The organism is Lentzea sp. NPDC037011, from assembly GCF_055607425.1.
Window position 1 is genome coordinate 211,910 of record NZ_JBVJRT010000012.1, and the last position, 16,216, is coordinate 228,125.

At 72.4% G+C, this 16,216-nt stretch carries 16 protein-coding genes; 6 read left to right on the forward strand and 10 right to left on the reverse strand.

Annotated elements, in window-relative coordinates; genetic code table 11:
• Positions 1-5: 5 nt before the first annotated feature.
• Genes ACZ7CH_RS32930 through hisD form a run of 5 tightly spaced genes read right to left on the reverse strand, consistent with a single transcriptional unit; the run spans position 6 to position 5,864 of the window.
• Positions 6-2,669 (reverse strand): hypothetical protein, encoded by a 2,664-nt coding sequence (locus ACZ7CH_RS32930; protein ID WP_470375726.1) that lies wholly within the window; start codon positions 2,667-2,669, stop codon positions 6-8.
• Positions 2,670-2,693: 24 nt separating this feature from the next.
• Positions 2,694-2,849, reverse strand: a complete 156-nt coding sequence (locus ACZ7CH_RS32935; RefSeq protein WP_470375727.1) for a hypothetical protein — start codon at positions 2,847-2,849, stop codon at positions 2,694-2,696.
• Positions 2,849-3,448 carry an imidazoleglycerol-phosphate dehydratase HisB gene (hisB, locus tag ACZ7CH_RS32940; protein ID WP_360390400.1) on the reverse strand — a complete coding sequence of 200 codons (600 nt, stop codon included), beginning with the start codon at positions 3,446-3,448 and terminating at the stop codon, positions 2,849-2,851. The genes ACZ7CH_RS32935 and hisB overlap by 1 nt, the downstream gene beginning before the upstream one ends.
• Positions 3,445-4,551, reverse strand: a complete 1,107-nt coding sequence (locus ACZ7CH_RS32945) for a histidinol-phosphate transaminase (protein ID WP_470375728.1) — start codon at positions 4,549-4,551, stop codon at positions 3,445-3,447. Before ACZ7CH_RS32945 ends, hisB begins: the two co-directional genes overlap by 4 nt.
• The gene (hisD, locus tag ACZ7CH_RS32950) at positions 4,548-5,864 is read right to left on the reverse strand and encodes a histidinol dehydrogenase (RefSeq protein WP_360390405.1); all 1,317 of its coding nucleotides are present in this window, start codon (positions 5,862-5,864) and stop codon (positions 4,548-4,550) included. The genes ACZ7CH_RS32945 and hisD overlap by 4 nt, the downstream gene beginning before the upstream one ends.
• Positions 5,865-5,997: 133 nt before the next feature.
• Here hisD and ACZ7CH_RS32955 point away from each other — a divergent pair, with 133 nt between their 5' ends.
• Positions 5,998-7,296, forward strand: coding sequence for a M14 family metallopeptidase (locus tag ACZ7CH_RS32955; protein ID WP_470375729.1), 1,299 nt, complete (start codon positions 5,998-6,000; stop codon positions 7,294-7,296).
• Here the strand turns inward: ACZ7CH_RS32955 and ACZ7CH_RS32960 are convergent.
• On the reverse strand, positions 7,277-8,401 hold the full coding sequence (locus ACZ7CH_RS32960) for an aminotransferase class V-fold PLP-dependent enzyme (protein ID WP_360390410.1): 1,125 nt from the start codon (positions 8,399-8,401) through the stop codon (positions 7,277-7,279). The genes ACZ7CH_RS32955 and ACZ7CH_RS32960 overlap by 20 nt on opposite strands.
• Positions 8,402-8,471: 70 nt before the next feature.
• Between ACZ7CH_RS32960 and ACZ7CH_RS32965 the strand changes: the two genes are divergently transcribed.
• Complete coding sequence (locus tag ACZ7CH_RS32965) at positions 8,472-8,963, forward strand: hypothetical protein (RefSeq protein ID WP_360390413.1); 492 nt, start codon at positions 8,472-8,474, stop codon at positions 8,961-8,963.
• Here the strand turns inward: ACZ7CH_RS32965 and ACZ7CH_RS32970 are convergent.
• Positions 8,956-10,458 carry an ABC transporter substrate-binding protein gene (locus ACZ7CH_RS32970; RefSeq protein ID WP_470375730.1) on the reverse strand — a complete coding sequence of 501 codons (1,503 nt, stop codon included), beginning with the start codon at positions 10,456-10,458 and terminating at the stop codon, positions 8,956-8,958. The genes ACZ7CH_RS32965 and ACZ7CH_RS32970 overlap by 8 nt on opposite strands.
• Before the next feature lie 25 nt (positions 10,459-10,483).
• On the opposite strand from ACZ7CH_RS32970, the gene ACZ7CH_RS32975 reads away from it, so the two are divergent.
• The 4 genes from ACZ7CH_RS32975 to ACZ7CH_RS32990 are packed head-to-tail and all read left to right on the forward strand — an operon-like array spanning position 10,484 to position 12,746.
• Positions 10,484-11,257: a carbon-nitrogen hydrolase family protein gene (locus ACZ7CH_RS32975; protein WP_360390418.1), complete on the forward strand. Its 774-nt coding sequence runs from the start codon at positions 10,484-10,486 to the stop codon at positions 11,255-11,257.
• 59 nt (positions 11,258-11,316) lie between these two features.
• Complete coding sequence (locus tag ACZ7CH_RS32980) at positions 11,317-11,736, forward strand: TIGR03668 family PPOX class F420-dependent oxidoreductase (protein ID WP_470375731.1); 420 nt, start codon at positions 11,317-11,319, stop codon at positions 11,734-11,736.
• A gap of 43 nt (positions 11,737-11,779) precedes the next feature.
• Entirely contained in the window at positions 11,780-12,280 is a 501-nt protein-coding gene (locus tag ACZ7CH_RS32985) for a GntR family transcriptional regulator (RefSeq protein WP_470375732.1), read from the forward strand.
• A 34-nt stretch (positions 12,281-12,314) separates the two neighbouring features.
• Positions 12,315-12,746: a hypothetical protein gene (locus ACZ7CH_RS32990; protein ID WP_470375733.1), complete on the forward strand. Its 432-nt coding sequence runs from the start codon at positions 12,315-12,317 to the stop codon at positions 12,744-12,746.
• Here the strand turns inward: ACZ7CH_RS32990 and nadC are convergent.
• Genes nadC through nadA form a run of 3 tightly spaced genes read right to left on the reverse strand, consistent with a single transcriptional unit; the run spans position 12,717 to position 16,203 of the window.
• Positions 12,717-13,559, reverse strand: coding sequence for a carboxylating nicotinate-nucleotide diphosphorylase (nadC, locus tag ACZ7CH_RS32995; protein ID WP_470375734.1), 843 nt, complete (start codon positions 13,557-13,559; stop codon positions 12,717-12,719). The genes ACZ7CH_RS32990 and nadC overlap by 30 nt on opposite strands.
• A complete protein-coding gene (locus ACZ7CH_RS33000; RefSeq protein WP_470375735.1) occupies positions 13,556-15,184 on the reverse strand; it encodes an L-aspartate oxidase in 1,629 nt (542 codons plus the stop codon). The genes nadC and ACZ7CH_RS33000 overlap by 4 nt, the downstream gene beginning before the upstream one ends.
• On the reverse strand, positions 15,184-16,203 hold the full coding sequence (gene nadA / locus ACZ7CH_RS33005; protein WP_470375736.1) for a quinolinate synthase NadA: 1,020 nt from the start codon (positions 16,201-16,203) through the stop codon (positions 15,184-15,186). The genes ACZ7CH_RS33000 and nadA overlap by 1 nt, the downstream gene beginning before the upstream one ends.
• Between the last annotated feature and the right edge of the window lie 13 nt (positions 16,204-16,216).

Sequence of the window (16,216 nt, forward strand, 5' to 3'; positions counted from 1 at the left end):
CCCCCTCACCCGCAGGTCAGCTCCCCCGGCGGACTCCCGGCGAACCGCTGCCACTCCTCCTCCGTCACCGCCCGCCCCGCAGAGGCGCAGGCAGCGCGCACCCAGTTCTCGGCCGACAGGTCCCACGTGCGCAGGTCGGTTTCGGAGATCGCCGTCAGCAGGCGCGTGTCGCCGTCGAACGCCGTGCCGATGCGGCCGTACCTGCCCGCCTGTTCGGCCAGGCGCACCTCGCCGACCAGGTCGCCGGTCGCGAGCCAGGAGAGGACGAGCACGCGGTCGCGGCGGAGTTGGGTGACGAAGGTGGAGTTCGCCGAGAGGCCCGGCAGGTAGCCCGGGTCGGTGCGGAACGTGTGCCGCAGCGAGGTGCCGGCGGGGTTCCAGGCCTCGATGCGGTCGGCGCGCTGGACGAGCAGGGTGTCGCGGGTGAAGGTCACCGCTCGGGCCTTGCCACCGGGCAACGGGTGCTGGGTGCCGGTGGACACGTCGACCACCGTGACGGAGTCCGGGGTCGCGACGGCGGCGAAAGCGGTGTCGGGGCTCACCGCCGCCAGGTGGCCCGCGGGCGGCCAGCCGTCTTGGGAGAGTTCGCGGTTCAGGGTGGTCGTTCGCGCAACGGCGAGGTCGGGGCCTTCGAGGACCTGCACGTCGCCGAGCTCGTTCACGGTCACGACGCGGCGTTCGTCGGCGGAGGCGGCCATGGCCAGCACGTGGTCCGCTGTGACCGTGCCCTTCCACTGCGCGAGGCGGCGCATGCCGTCGCGCACCTCCCACGTCTCGCCGATGCCGTCGGGGGTGGTCACCAGGAACAGGTGGTCGCCGTTCCAGACGGGCGGGCCGAACAGGTTCGGCTGTTCCGTGCCGAGTGCGCGGGAGTCGACCGCCAGCTCCTCGCCGGAGGCCACGGCGGTCCGGCCGTTCGCCGACGCCACGAACGGGGGCGGGCACGCCGTGCACACCAGGGGCACCGCTGTCGGCTCCGGCCGGCTGATGCGGGTGTTGCGGGTCAGGTCCCACAGCACCAGCTGGTCGCGGGTGGCGGACACCAGGTGGTCGCCGTCGCCCAGGAACTCCACGAACGGCGTGGCGGTGTTGCCCTCCAGCCGCACGCGTTCGCCGGGGTCGGGGCCGGTCATCTCGTAGACGTGGATCGTGCCGGTGTCGGCGACGGCGGTGCGTGCGCCGTCCGGGCTGACCGCGACGAACGACGGGCTGGCGCGGCCGGTGGAGACGCGGGACAACGGGGCCGGGGTGAACGCGGCCGTGGTGGTCCACAGCGCGGTCTCGCCCTCCCACGAGTAGCCGTAGTGGTCGCCGTTCGGCGAGAGGCCGGCCCGGACACCGAAGGCGGGTGCGGGACCCGCCGGTGTGGCCGAGGTGACGTCCAGGGTCGCGGGCGAGCGGCGGACCCAGCTGTCGTAGGAGACCTCCAGCAGCGTGCCGTCGTCCGGCAGGCGCAGGAACGTCACCGGCGACGCGGTCTCCGCGCGGGTGACCACCTGGCCGGTCTGTCCGTCGTGGACGGTCCGGGTGCCGGTGGTGGCACCGTCCGCGGCCGGTGTCGTGTAGACGGCGGAGAACCGGCCGGACGGTGACACCGCGGTCAGCACGGCCGGGTGGCCGGGCAGGTCGGTCCGGTGGGCGCCGGAACGGTCCCAGCGCAGCGCGGAACCGGACGAGGCCGCCACGACCACGCCGCCGTCGGCGCTCACGGCGACCGCGCTCACCGGGTTCGACGACACGCGTTCCTCGGTGCGCCCGCCGGTCAGCGGCAGCCGCACCACGCGGCCGTCCTCGGTTCCCGCGACCACGACCTTCCCGTCCGCCGAGGCCGCGAGCGACGACACCACCCCGCCGACGGGCACGTACCGGTCCAGCTGCGGGCTCGCGGTCAGCGCCTGGAACAACGCGGCGCGCGTCTGCTCGTTGGGCTCGACCCGGTACGCCTCGGCCGCCAGGGCCTGCGCGAGCGACAGGTCCGTGCGCACCGAGGCGACGGCCGCCGACGCCAGGCCGCGGGCGGTCGCCGTCCTGGCCTGGTCGCGCGCGGAGTCCCGTTGTCCCACCGCGAGGAACGCCGCCACCAGCACGGCGGCGGTCAGCAGCACCAGTGCCGTCACGGCACCGCGCGCCAGCCGGACGGTCCGGCGGCGCTCGCGGACGTGCTCGCCGACGAGGTCGTCCTCTGGCACGCCCCGCACGGTGCTCGCGATGCCGGCGACGGCCGCCCGCAGCCGCGGGTTCGACGGGTCGACCTGATCGGCCGAGCGCAGCCACCGCAGGTCGACCCAGCGCGGTTCCTGGCCCAGCGCGGTCCGCAGCGCCGCCGGCACCGACGCCGAGTACTCCCCCGCCGTCAGCACCACCAGGACCCGCTGTGCCGACCGGTGTTCCAGCCACCACCCGACCTCGCGGGCGACCCGCGGCGAGGCCGCCGCCTCCGGTGACGCGAGGAGCACCAGCCAGCGGGACCGGCCCAGCGCCGACTCGATCGACGCCCAGCGGCCGGGGGTGTCCGGCGGCGGGGCGTCGTCGAGGAACGCCCGCACCGCCCGCCGCCGGTACCAGGGCTTCGCGAACCGCTCCACACCGCGGCGCAGCTCAGGGGCGAGCGTGCCGTCCAACGCCCGGCTGCACGAGAAGAACGCGTCGTATTCGGGCGGCTCGCTCACTCGCCTGATTCTGGTGGTCCGGACCTAGATCAGCCAGAGCACCGCGCCGCCGACGGCGATCACCGCCAGCGCCAGCAGGACGACCGCCGCGCCCCTCGCGGTCTTCCACGTCGAGTACACCCCGCCACCCAGGAAGCCCGCCAACGCCAGCAGGCCGATGACGACGACCTCCTTGGGCATCAGAGCACGCCCTTGGTCGACGGAACGCCGCCGACGCGCGGGTCGGGCTCCACGGCCGCGCGCAGGGCACGCGCGATCGCCTTGTACTCGGCCTCGGCGATGTGGTGCGGGTCGCGGCCGTACTCCACGCGCACGTGCAGGGCGATCTGCGCGTGGAACGCCAGCGACTCGAACACGTGCCGGTTCAGCACGAACGGGTAGTTGCCGCCGATCACGAAGCTGTTGAACTGCTCCGGCTCGCCGCGGTGCACGGTGTACGGGCGGCCGGAGACGTCGACCGCCGCGTGCGCGAGGGTCTCGTCCATGGGGATCCAGCAGTCGCCGAAGCGGCGGATGCCCTTCTTGTCCCCCAACGCCTCCCGCAGCGCCTGGCCGAGCACGATCGCGATGTCCTCGACCGAGTGGTGCGCGTCGATGTGCGTGTCGCCCGTGGCGCGCACGACCAGGTCGAAGCAGCCGTGCACACCGAACGCGGTGAGCATGTGGTCGTAGAACGGCACGCCGGTGCTGATCTCCACCTGGCCGGTGCCGTCCAGGTCGATCTCCACGAGGACCGACGACTCCCTGGTCGTGCGCTCCACCTTGCCCACGCGACTCACCGGCTGACCTCCTTGCTGGCCGCGAGGAAAGCGTCGTTCTCCTCGGGCGTTCCGATGGTCACCCGCAGGTGACCCGCGATTCCGACGTCCCTGATCAGCACGCCGTGGTCCAGGTAGGACCTCCACGTCGACCGCGCGTCCTCGAACCAGCCGAACAGCACGAAGTTCGCGTCCGAGGGCACGACCTGGAAACCCAGGGCGCTCAGCTCGGCCATCACGCGGTCGCGTTCGGCGGCCAGCAGCGCCACCGAACCCAGCGTCTCCGCGGCGTGCCGCAGGGAGGCACGCGCGGCCGCCTGCGTGAGCTGCGAGAGGTGGTAGGGCAGGCGCACCAGCTGCAACGCGTCGACCACGGCCGGGGCCGCGGCCAGGTAGCCGAGCCGGCCGCCGGCGAACGCGAAGGCCTTCGACATGGTCCGCGAGACGATCAGCCGCGCGCCGTACTCGTCGAGCAGCTCGATCGCGCTGCGCTGCGGCGAGAACTCCGCGTACGCCTCGTCGACGACGATCACGCCGGTGGTGGACGCGATCAGCAGCCGCAGGTCCTCCAGCGGGATCGACTGGCCGGTCGGGTTGTTCGGCGACGTCACGAAGACGACGTCCGGGCGGGTCTCGGCGATGATCGCCGCCGCCTTCTCCACGTCCAGCGAGAAGTCGGGGCGGCGCGGCGTCGGTGACCACTCGGTGCGGGTGCCGGCGGCGATGATCGGGTGCATCGAGTACGACGGCTCGAACCCGAGCGCCACCCGGCCAGGCCCGCCGAACGCCTGCAGCACCTGCTGGAGGATCTCGTTGGACCCGTTGGCGGCCCAGACGTTCTCCGACGTGAGGGTGACCGAGGTCGCCTCCGTCAGGTAGGCGGCCAGGTCCTCGCGCAACGCCACCGCGTCGCGGTCCGGGTAGCGGTGCAGCTCCCCGGCGATCTCCGCGACCGCCGCGACGACGTCGGCGGCCAGCGCGTCCGTCGGCGCGTACGGGTTCTCGTTGGTGTTGAGGCGGTACGGCACGTCGAGCTGCGGTGCGCCGTACGGCGTGCGGCCGCGCAGGTCCTCGCGCAGCGGCAGGTCGGAGAGCTCGACCCGCGCGCCGACCACCGGCTTCATCGGGGGAACCTCGCCGTCACGGCCTGACCGTGCGCGGGCAGGTCCTCCGCGTTGGCCAGCGCGACGACCTTGTCCGCCACCTCGCGCAGGGCTTCCTCGGAGTAGTCGACCACGTGGATGCCGCGCAGGAACGTCTGCACGGAGAGCCCCGACGAGTGCCGCGCGCAGCCACCGGTGGGCAGCACGTGGTTCGAGCCGGCGCAGTAGTCGCCCAGCGACACCGGCGCGTACGGACCGACGAAGATCGCGCCCGCCGAGCGGACCCGGTCCGCCACGGCGCGGGCGTCGCGCGTCTGGACCTCCAGGTGCTCCGCGGCGTAGGCGTCGACCACCCGCACGCCCTCGTCCACCGAGGACACGAGCACGATGCCGGACTGCGGGCCGGACAGCGCCGTGCGGATCCGGTCGACGTGCTTGGTGGCGCCGACCTGGCGCTCCAGCTCGGCGTCCACCGCGTCGGCGAGCTCGTCGGAGTCGGTGACCAGCACCGAGGCGGCGAGCGGGTCGTGCTCGGCCTGGCTGATCAGGTCTGCGGCCACGTGCACCGGGTCGGCGGAGGAGTCGGCGAGGATCGCGATCTCCGTGGGCCCGGCCTCGGAGTCGATGCCGATCAGGCCGCGCAGCAACCGCTTCGCCGCCGTCGTGTAGATGTTGCCGGGTCCGGTGATGACGTCGACCGGCGCCAGCTCGGCGCCGTCGGTGTCCACGCCGCCGTGCGCCAGCAGGGCCATGGCCTGGGCGCCGCCCACGGCCCACACCTCGTCGACGCCGAGCAACGCGGCGGCGGCCAGGATCGTCGGGTGCGGCAGGCCACCGAACTCCGCCTGCGGCGGTGAGGCCACGACCAGCGACTCGACGCCGGCGATCTGGGCGGGCACGACGTTCATGACGACCGTCGACGGGTAGACGGCGAGGCCGCCGGGCGCGTAGAGGCCGACGCGCGCGACCGGCACCCACTTCTCCGTGACGGTGCCGCCGGGGACCACCTGGGTCGTCGTGCCGACGCGCTGCTGGTCGGCGTGCACGCGCCGGGTGCGTGCGATGACCTCTTCCAGTGCCGCGCGCACGGCGGGGTCCAGTGAGGACAGAGCGGCCGGGAGCTCGGAGGCGGGAACGCGGACGGACGCCGGGCGGACGCCGTCGAACTTCTCCGTGTACTCCAGCGCCGCCTCGACGCCGCGGGCGGCGACCGCGTCCACCATCGGCCGCACGTGATGCAGCACCGCGTCCACGTCCACCTCGGCGCGCGGCACGATGGCGCGCAACTGAGCGGGGGTCGTGGTGCGACCTCGCAGGTCGATGCGGTTCAGCATGCCCCACAGCCTAGTTCCTGCCGAAATCTGTCAACGGTCACCCCGCTATCGGCGCTACCTCAGCCCGTGACGGGGCCGCCACGCTCGGTCGAGCACCACTCCGTCGCAAACCCCTGCTGATGATGGAGGAAAGATGTCCACCAAGCGCCGCGGCAAGATCGCCGCAGTGCTCGCCCTGTGCCTGCCCGTGCTGGTAGCGGGCATGGCGGTGCCCAGCACCGCCGACTCCGGCCGCTACCTGCTGGAGGTCGAGGCGAACACGTCCGCCGAACGCACGCAGGTCGCCCAGACCGGTGTCGACGTGCTCGGCGCGACGAAGCTCACCACCGTCCAGGTCGTCGCCGACAAGGCCCAGTACCGCGCCCTGCAGGCGACCGGGCTGCCCCTGAAGTACGTCGGTGACTTCGAGCAGGAGCTGAAGAAGCTCGGCAAGGCCGACTTCACCGACCCGGTCCCCGGTCAGGTCGGCGCGCAGGACTTCCCGTCCGGTTACGCCGGCTACCACAACTACGCGGAGATGACCGCGGAGCTGCAGCAGACGGTGCGCGACCACCCGACGCTGGCGAGCCTGCGCAGCATCGGCAAGAGCTACCAGAACCGCGACATCTACGCGCTGAAGGTCAGCGACAACGTCGCGACCGACGAGAACGAGCCGGAGGTGCTGTTCGTCTGCGGCCAGCACGCCCGCGAGCACCTGACCGTCGAGCAGTGCCTGCAGATCATCAAGCGCTTCACCGACAACTACGCCACCCCCGCGGTGAAGAACCTGGTCGACAACCGCGAGGTCTGGCTCGTCCCGATGATGAACCCGGACGGCGCCGAGTACGACATCGAGACCGGCTCGTTCCGCGGCTGGCGCAAGAACCGCCAGGGCAACGGCACCGACCTCAACCGCAACTGGGGTTACAAGTGGGGCTGCTGCGGTGGTTCCAGCGGCAGCAGCACGTCGGACACCTACCGCGGCACCGCGGCGTTCTCGGCGCCGGAGACCTCGGTCATCCGCAACTTCGTGAACTCGCGCGTGGTCGGTGGCGCCCAGCAGATCAAGACGTTCATCGACTTCCACTCGTACTCGGAGCTCGTGCTGTGGCCGTACGGCTACACCCGCTCGGACACCGACACGGGCCTGAACGCGGACGAGGCGCGCGCGTTCCAGACGCTGGGCCGGCAGATGGCCGCCACCAACGGCTACACGCCGGAGCAGGCGAGCGACCTGTACATCACCGACGGCAGCAGCGACGACTGGATGTGGGGCCAGCACAAGATCTGGGCCTACACCTTCGAGATGTACCCGGCGAGCGGCAGCGGCCTCAACGGCTTCTACCCGCGCGACACGGCCATCGCGACGCAGACCGCGCGCAACGACCGCGCCGTCGACCTGCTGCTGAGCTACTCGGACTGCGTGAAGCGGGTCATCGGGCAGACGTGCTGACCCGTTCCAGCGCCTGATCGACCTCCTGGTCGGTGACGAAGTAGTGCGGGGAGGCCCGCACTACTTCGTCCAGGCCGCGGCGGGTCATGTCGATCCGGGTGGCCGCGGCCTGCGACACCGTGACGGCGACCTCCCGGTCCCACAGCCGGTCCTTGAGCTCCGTCGGCGGGACCCGCTCGGACGTGAACGTGACGATGCCCGAGTGCCGTTCGCCCAGGTCGTGGACGGTGATGCCGGGGATGCGCGCCAGCCCCTCGCGCAAGCGCTTGGCACGGGCGGTGACCTCGGCCTCGATGACGTCGAGGCCCTTGGCCAGCGCGTACTTCGCGGCGGCGATGAGCCCGAGCCGGTCGGCGACGTTGTACTCCCACAGCTCGAACCACCGGGCGTCGTCACGCGGCTCGTAGCGGTCGGCGGCCGCCCACTCGGCGCCGCTGTGGTCGAACAGCCGGGGGCGCAGCCTGGGCCGCACGTCGTCCTTCACCACCAGCGCGCCCGTGCCCCGCGGCCCGCGCAGCCACTTGCGGCCGGTGCAGACGAGCAGGTCGTAGTCGAGACCGCGCAGGTCGAGCTGGCCGGTCGACTGGCAGGCGTCGAGCAGGACCAGCGCGCCGACCTCGCGGGCCTTCGCCGTGACCTCGTTCACCGGGTTGACCAGGCCGCCGTTGGTGGGCACGTGCACCAGTGAGATCAGCTTGACCCGGTCGTCGAGGTCGAGCGCGTCGACGTCGACCTGCCCGTGCCGGTCCGACGGCACGACCTCGATCGTCGCGCCCGTCTCCTCCGCGCGGCGCAGCATCGGCACCGCGTTGCCGCCGTACTCGACCTCGGTGACCAGCACGCGGTCGCCGGCGGCCAGCGGGACGGCGTCGAACGCGGTGAGCCACGAGCGGGTGGCGCTGTCGGTGAACGCGACCTCCGACGGCCGCACGCCGAAGAGCTCTGCCAGCACCCCGTAGCCCGCCTCGAGGTCGTCGGCGCGTTCCGCGGCGGCCCGGTAGCCGCCGATCTCGGTCTCGCGGCGCAGGTGGCCGACCACCTCGTCGACCACCTCGGCGGGCGGGATCGAGGAACCGGCGCTGTCCAGGAAGATCAGGTCGCTCACGGCCCTACTCTGCCACGGGCGGGCAACCCCGGGGCCGCGGTGCGTGCGCTGCGGAAATAGGCTCCGGTCCATGGTGGAGATCCCCTACGGCAAGCGCATGCGGCCGCGGTACTGGCGGTTCCTGATCATCACGGCGGTCGGCATGGCGCTCGTCGCGTTCGCACTCGATGTGTGGTGGCTGCAGGTCGTGCTGCTGCTGGTCGGCGGGCTGAACGTGGTGGTGTGCGTGGGCGCGCTCTACGTGCTGCACAAGCAGCCGCACGCGGTGACGGACGACGAGCTGCGGCTGCGGCAGCTGGGGTTCTTCGACTGGCGCATCCCGACGGAGGACCTGGCGACCGCGGAGGTCGCCGAGCGCGGCCACAAGGGTCAGCGCACCGTCGAGGTGGTCGGTGACGCCGTCGTCATCCATTCGCTGACCAGGACGAACGTGTCGGTGCCGTTCCGCGGGCCGCAGCTGGTCGACCTCGGCAAGACCGGGGCGAAGCAGGTGGAGCGGGTCGAGTTCTGGGCGGACGACCCGGAGCGGGCCGTCCGCGAGATCAACGCCCGGCTCACCTAGGTTCCCAGCGCTCCAGGTTCCACCAGGGACCCCAGGACAGGGCGCCGTAGGAGTTCGGGTCGACGACGGGCTGGTAGCCGGTCCACGAGTCGCGCAGCACGTAGGCGTGCTCGGGGAACACCAGCACCGCCATCGTCGGCACGGCCGCGTAGGCCTGCTGGAAGAGCTTGTAGGCCACGGCGCGCTGGGCCGGGTCGACCAGCTTGCGGCCGTTCTCCAGCGCCACGTCCGCAGCCGGGCTGCCCTGGCCGCGCAGTCCGTGCAGCATCAGGTCGGGGTCGAACGGCGAGCCCTCGCCGGACAGCAGCGCGTCCTGGCCGACGCGCGGGCGGATCGCCTCCCACGACAGGCCGGCGAGCTGCACGTCCACGCCCACGGCCTTCGCGTCGGCGGCGAACGCGGTGGCGAGGTCGGCGCGCAGGTCGTCGCCCAGCGGGTACATCAGGGTGAAGCGGGCGGCGACGCCCTCGCGGACCCGGGTGCCGTCCGGTCCCGGCAGCCAGCCGCCGGCGTCGAGCTGGCGCGCGGCCTCCGCCTTGTCGTAGCGGAACTTCACCGTCGGGTCGAAGTCCTCGGCCAGCGCGTCCGGCACCGGCGTGAAGCCCACGGTGCCCTTGCCGTCGAGGAGGCTGTCGATCATGCCCTGCCGGTTGACCGCGTAGTTCAGCGCGAGGCGGATGGCGGCGTTGCCGGTGACGGGGTGCGCGGCGGGCAGCGCGACGGCCCGGTAGTCGGCGCTGCGGTGGTAGCGGACCTGGAGGCCGGACCGGTTGGGGAAGGTGGCGGCGAGCTTGGGCGGCAGCACGGTGCCGTCGAACTCGCCGTCCTGCATGCGGCGGGCGCGCTGGTTGTCGTCGGTGACGAACACGACGGTCAGCTTCTTCACCTTGGGCGCGCCGCCGAAGTAGTCCTCGTTGGCCGTCAGCAGCAGCCGGTCGCCCTTCTTCCAGTCGACGACCTTGTACGGGCCGGTGCCGACCGGCTGCCCGCTCGGGTTCGCCTGCTCGCTCGGCAGGACGCCGAGCACGAGCAGGTGCGGGAACGCGGCGTGCTGCTGGTTCAGCTGGAACCGCACCGTGGACGGGTCGAGCTGGTCGACGCCCTTCAGCGTGGCGAACCGGTCCTTGACCTGGCTCTGCAACGCGGCGGTGTAGGTGGCGACCACGTCCTCGGCGCCGAACGTGCTGCCGTCGGTGAACTTCACGTCCCCGCGCAGCTTCACCGTCCAGCTCAGGCCGTCCGGCGCCGGCTGCGGCAGGTCGGCGGCCAGCTGCGGGGAGAGCGACCCGTCCTGGCGGTGCTCGACCAGCCCGTCGTAGATCTTCGACACGCCCTGCGCGCCGTAGCCGAGCAGCGGGTTCAGCGTCGTCGGTTCGTCGCGGTCGGCGAGCACGATCGACGTGCCGACGCCACCACCGTCCGGGTTGGGCGCGGCGGTCTCGGTGCAGCCCGCGACGGCCAGCAGCACGACGAGGAGCAGTGGGTAACGCGACACAGTCCGCGACCCTACAGTGGTCCTCATGCGCATCGCCGTGAGTCAGCTCAGCTCCACCACCGACCCCCGGTCCAACCTGGAGCTCGTCCGCGACGCGGTGCGCAGGGCCGACGGCGCGCGGGTGGTCCTGCTGCCCGAGGCGACGATGTGCCGCTTCGGCGTGCCGCTGGGCCCGGTCGCGGAACCGCTGGACGGCCCGTGGGCCTCGGCGGTGCGGGAGATCGCCGTGGAGCACGGCGTCGTGGTGGTGGCGGGCATGTTCACGCCCTCCGGTGACCGCGTGGCCAACACCACGCTGGTGACCGGCGCGGACGTGCACCTGGGCTACGACAAGATCCACCTGTTCGACGCCTTCGGCTTCCAGGAGTCGCGCACGGTCGCGCCCGGCTCGGACGTGGTGACGTTCGAGCTCGACGGGGTGACCCTGGGCGTGGCGACCTGCTACGACGTCCGCTTCCCCGCGTTGTTCACCGCGCTGGCGGACAAGGGCGCGTCAGCGGTGCTGCTGGGCGCGTCGTGGGGCGCAGGCCCCGGCAAGAAGGAGCAGTGGGAGCTCCTGGTGCGAGCGCGCGCGTTGGACTGCACGTCGTTCGTCGTGGCGTGCGGCCAGGCCTACCCCGGCGACCTGGGCTCGTCCGCACCGACCGGCATCGGGTACTCGACGGTGGCGGACCCGTTCGGCAACGTCGTGGCGCAGCTGTCCGACCGGCCGGAGGTGGCGGTGGTCGACCTGGACGTGGCGGCGGTCGCGCAGGCGCGGGAGGTCCTGCCCGTGCTGGCCAACCGGCGGCTGGGGTGAGCCGAACCCCGGCGGTTCGTGGCTGAAGCCTTGAGGGCCACTTGCGTTAAGTTCCTCACGTGGCCCTCCCACGCGACCAGGCACGGCAGCGGTTCACCGATGCGCGAGTCGCACGCTTGGCGACAGCCGACGCGCAGGCGGCTCCTCACCTCGTGCCCGTGACCTTCGCGGTCCACGAAGACGTGGTCGTGTTCGCCGTCGACCACAAGCCGAAGAGCACGCTGAGCTTGAAACGGCTGAGCAACATCCGGGAGAACCCGCGGGTGTCGCTGCTCGCGGACGAGTACGACGAGGACTGGACGCAGCTGTGGTGGGTCCGGGCTGACGGCGTTGCGCGCGTGGTGATCGACGCCGAGGAGCGGCATCACCCGCTGGAGTGGTTGTGCGACAAGTACCCGCAGTACCGCGAAAGGGTTCCGGCCGGCCCGGTGGTGGTGGTCGAGGTGCAGACGTGGCGTGGCTGGTCGTTCAAGCCGTGAGCCGTCACTACCCCGCCCGGAAGCGAACGAGGGAGTTCACCGCATGAACCCGACGCCGCCGTTCCGGCGCATCGCGGAGACGCTTCGGCGCGACATCCTCGGCGGTGCGTTGGAGTCCGGTGCACAACTGCCCTCGGAGAACGAGCTGGCCGAGCGGCACCAGACCACCCGCACCACGGTCCGCAAGGCGATCGCCCTTCTCCGGTCGGAGGGGCTGGTGACGTCGGAGCAGGGCAGTGGGATCTTCGTCCGTCCGCGTCCACACCTGAAGATGGTGCTGACCGGTTCGAACTGGCGCGCTCACCGCGGCAGCGGGACGAGCAACTTCAACGCGGAGGCCGAGACCCAGGGCAGGACGGCGACTCAGCAGCTCCTCGCTGTCGAGGAAACGGCGGCGCCACCGGAGATCGCCGGGCGTCTCGGCATTCCGGCGCACACACCGGTCATCGTCCAGCTCGCCTGTGGTGATCCGCTCATTCGCTGGGTCGTCGCCACCGCGTTGATCCGGGAACTGCGCGGTTGCCGCTTCCAGCCGATCGCTTGACCTCGGGTTAGGTCGAGCTCCCAGGATCAGGGACATGACCCTCCCCGAACTGCCCGCGTTCGTCCGCGGCCGCACCCACCTCGACGGTTACGCGCTCTACCGCTCCGGCGGACCGAACGACCCCACCAGGGAGGTCGGCTGCGTCGTGCTCGTCACCGTCGACACCGAGGACGAGGCCACGGCACGGGCGTGGGTCGACTCGGTGTTCACCGCCCTCGCCAGCGACCCGGACCCGCACCCCGGCGGGATCTCCGCCGCCTTCCACATCCGCGCGGACGGCAAGCGGGTCGTCAACTACGCGGAGTGGGTCAGCGCGGAGGACCACCTCGACGCCCTCTCCGCCAGGGGGAACGGGGTCGGCTCGCCGACCGCGGACTGGCGCCGGGTGCAGAACTTTCCCGGCGTCCAGCACGTGGGCGTGCGGCGGTACCGGCCGTTAGCGCAGGTCCAGGCCGAGGTCGAGTGACGGGGACGAGTGCGTGAGGCAGCCGACGGCGAGGTAGTCGACGCCGGTCTCGGCGTAGCGGCGGGCCACGTCGAGGGTGAGGCCGCCGGACGCCTCCAGCTTCACCCCGGCGGGCCTGCGGGCCACGGCCTGCGCGCACTGCTCGGGGGTGAAGTTGTCGAGCAGCACCAGTTCCGCGCCCTCGGCGATGGCCTCGTCGAGCTGCGCGAGGCTGTCGACCTCCACCTCCATCAGCAGGTCGGGGGCGTGTTCGCGGGCCGCGCGGATGGCGGCGCCGACCGAACCGGCCGCGGCGACGTGGTTGTCCTTGATGAGGACCGCGTCGCCGAGGCCCATGCGGTGGTTCACGCCGCCGCCGCAGCGGACCGCGTACTTCTGCAGCAACCGCAGGCCCGGCAACGTCTTGCGGCTGTCGCGGATGGCGGCACCGGTGCCCTCGACCGCCGCCACCCAGCGCGCGGTCTGCGTCGCGATGCCGGAGAGGTGGCAGACCAGGTTCAGCGCGGTGCGTTCCACGGTGAGCAGGCCGCGGGCCGGGCCGGTCAGCACCAGCGCGGGCTCGCCGGGCACCGCCTTGTCGCCGTCGGTGGCCTCGGAGAGCACCTCGACCTCGGGCAGGTAGCGCTGGAACGCCGCCCGCGCAACGGGAACGCCGCACAGCACGCCGGCCGCGCGCGGGGTGATCTCCGCGGTCGCGACGGCCTTCTCCGGCACGGTCGCGAGCGTCGTGGCGTCCAGGCCGTAGCGGAGGTCCTCCTCCAGCGCGAGCTGGATGACCCGGTTCGCGTCGTCCCAGTCGAACTCGGTGGTCATGCGACAACCTCCGCCAGCACGGGGTGGGTCAGGACGGGGTCGGCCAGCACGGGCTGGCCGCTCGGGGTGAGCCGGACGAGCTGGCTGCGCCGCCACACGTCGGACCGCTCGGTGAAGTCCGTGCGCACGTGGCAGCCGCGCGACTCGGTGCGTTCCTGGGCCGCCGCGATCAACGCGCGGGCGGCCGTGGTCAGCGCCGCGTCCTCGACGAGCTCGCGCGACTCCAGCTGCTTGTCCACGGTGGACACGTCGAGCGCCGAGCCGACGACGGCCAGGCCTTCCGCGTCACGGCCGATCGCGGCGTAACGCGACATGACGCGCTGCAGCAGGTCGCGGTCCGCCACGGGAGCGGTCGGCAGCGAAGGCTCGGCCGCGCGTGCCGGGGCGATCAGCTTCAGGGCCAGGTCCGACGCCACGGCCTCGGCGGCACGGGTGCCGCACACCAGGCCTTCGAGCAGGCTGTTGGACGCCAGCCGGTTCGCGCCGTGCAGACCGGTGCGGGCGACCTCGCCGACCGCGTACAGACCGGTCACGCCGGTGCGGCCGTCGACCGTGGAGACCACGCCGCCGCAGGCGAAGTGGGCCGCAGGGGCGACGGGGATCGGGTCCTCGGCCGGGTCGATCCCGACCGAGGTGCAGGCCGCGTGCACGGTCGGGAAGCGCGAAGCCATGTCGTGCAACGAGGTCGCGTCCAGGAACACGTGGTCGTCGACGCCACCGGGCCCACCGGCCATGTGCCGGGTGATCGCCGCCGCCACGACGTCGCGCGGGGCGAGGTCTTCGAGCGGGTGCACGCCCTTCATCACGCGCGCGCCCGTCGCGTCGACCAGCACGGCACCCTCGCCGCGCACGGCCTCGGTGACGAGCGGGCACCGGCCACGCGCGCCCCGGCCCGTGTACAGCACGGTCGGGTGGAACTGGATGAACTCCACGTCCGCGGCCAGCGCACCGGCCCGCAGCGCCAGCGCGAGGCCGTCGCCCGTGGCCACGGAAGGGTTCGAGGTCGCCTGGTACATCTGCCCGAGGCCACCGGTCGCGAGCAGCACGGCGGGCGCGGTCAGCACACCGGGCACGCCGTTGCCGTCGAGCACCAGCAGACCGCCGACCGCGCCGAGCGGCGTCTTCACCGCGTCGACGGCGACGTGGTTCTCCAGCAACGGAACCCGTCCGTCCACAGTGGCCTTCAGCAACGCGCGTTCGACCTCGGCACCGGTCGCGTCGCCCCCGGCGTGCACGACCCGGAACGCGCTGTGGCCGCCTTCGCGGGTGCGTTCGAGCAGACCGTCGGGCCGCGCGTCGAACAGCGCGCCGCGCTCCCGCAACCGGGCCACGGCCGCGGGTCCGTCCGTGATGATCGCGGCCACGGCGGCGTCGTCGCACAGACCGGCACCGGCCGTCAGCGTGTCGCCGATGTGCCGGGTGACCGAGTCACCGGGGTCGTGCTGGTCCTCCAGCACGACCGCGACACCGCCCTGCGCCCACCGGGTGTTGCCGTCGTCGCCGGCCGCCTTGGTGACGACCAGGACGCGCAGTCCCAGCTCACGCGCCCGCAGCGCGGCGGTCAGGCCCGCCACGCCCGTGCCGACCACGATCAGGTCGGCCCGCGCCTCCCAGCGCGCGGTCATCACTCACCGCCGCCGGGCTGGCCGATCTCGATCATGCGCTGCACGGCGCCCTGGGCCCGCTTCGCGGTCTCCAGGTCCACGTGCACCTCGTCCAGGCCGTCGCGCACGCACCGCAGCAGCGCGGCCGGGGTAATCATCTTCATGTAGGTGCAGGACGCACGGTCGTTGACCGCGCGGAAGTCGATCTCCGGGGCGGCCTTGCGCAGCTGGTGCAGCATGCCGACCTCGGTGGCGACCAGCACCTTGCGGGCGCTGGTCGAGCGCGCGGCGGTGATCATGTCGCCGGTCGAGAGGATCTTGACCTTCTCCGCGGGGACGATGCCCTCACCGCTCAGGTACAGCGCACTGGTCGCGCAGCCGCACTCCGGGTGGATGAACAGGTCCGCGTCCGGGTTGGCGGCGGCGCGCTCGGCCAGCTCCGGGCCGTTGATGCCGGCGTGCACGTGGCACTCGCCCGCCCAGACGTGCAGGTTGTCGCGACCGGTCTCGCGCTTGACGTGCGCGCCCAGGAACTGGTCCGGGCAGAACAGCACCTCGCGGTCGGCGGGGATCGAGCGCACCACGTCGACGGCGTTCGACGACGTGCAGCAGATGTCCGTCTCCGCCTTCACCTCGGCGGTGGTGTTCACATAGGACACCACGACGGCACCGGGGTGCTGCGCCTTCCACTCGCGCAGCTGCGCACCGGTGATCGAGTCGGCGAGCGAGCAGCCCGCGCGCTCGTCCGGGATCAGCACGGTCTTCTCCGGCGACAGGATCTTCGCGGTCTCGGCCATGAAGTGCACGCCGCAGAAGATGATGGTCTGCGCGTCGGACTGCGCGGCGATGCGGGACAACGCGAGCGAGTCGCCGGTGTGGTGGGCGATGTCCTGGATCTCGGGCAGCTGGTAGTTGTGCGCCAGGATGACGGCGTCCCGCTCCTCGGCGAGCCGCAGCACCTCGTCCCGCCACGCGGCGTTCGGCTCGACTCCGCCGTACACACCCGAAGCGGTTCGCTCCACGGTTGCGGTAGCGACCATCACTGCCTCCTCG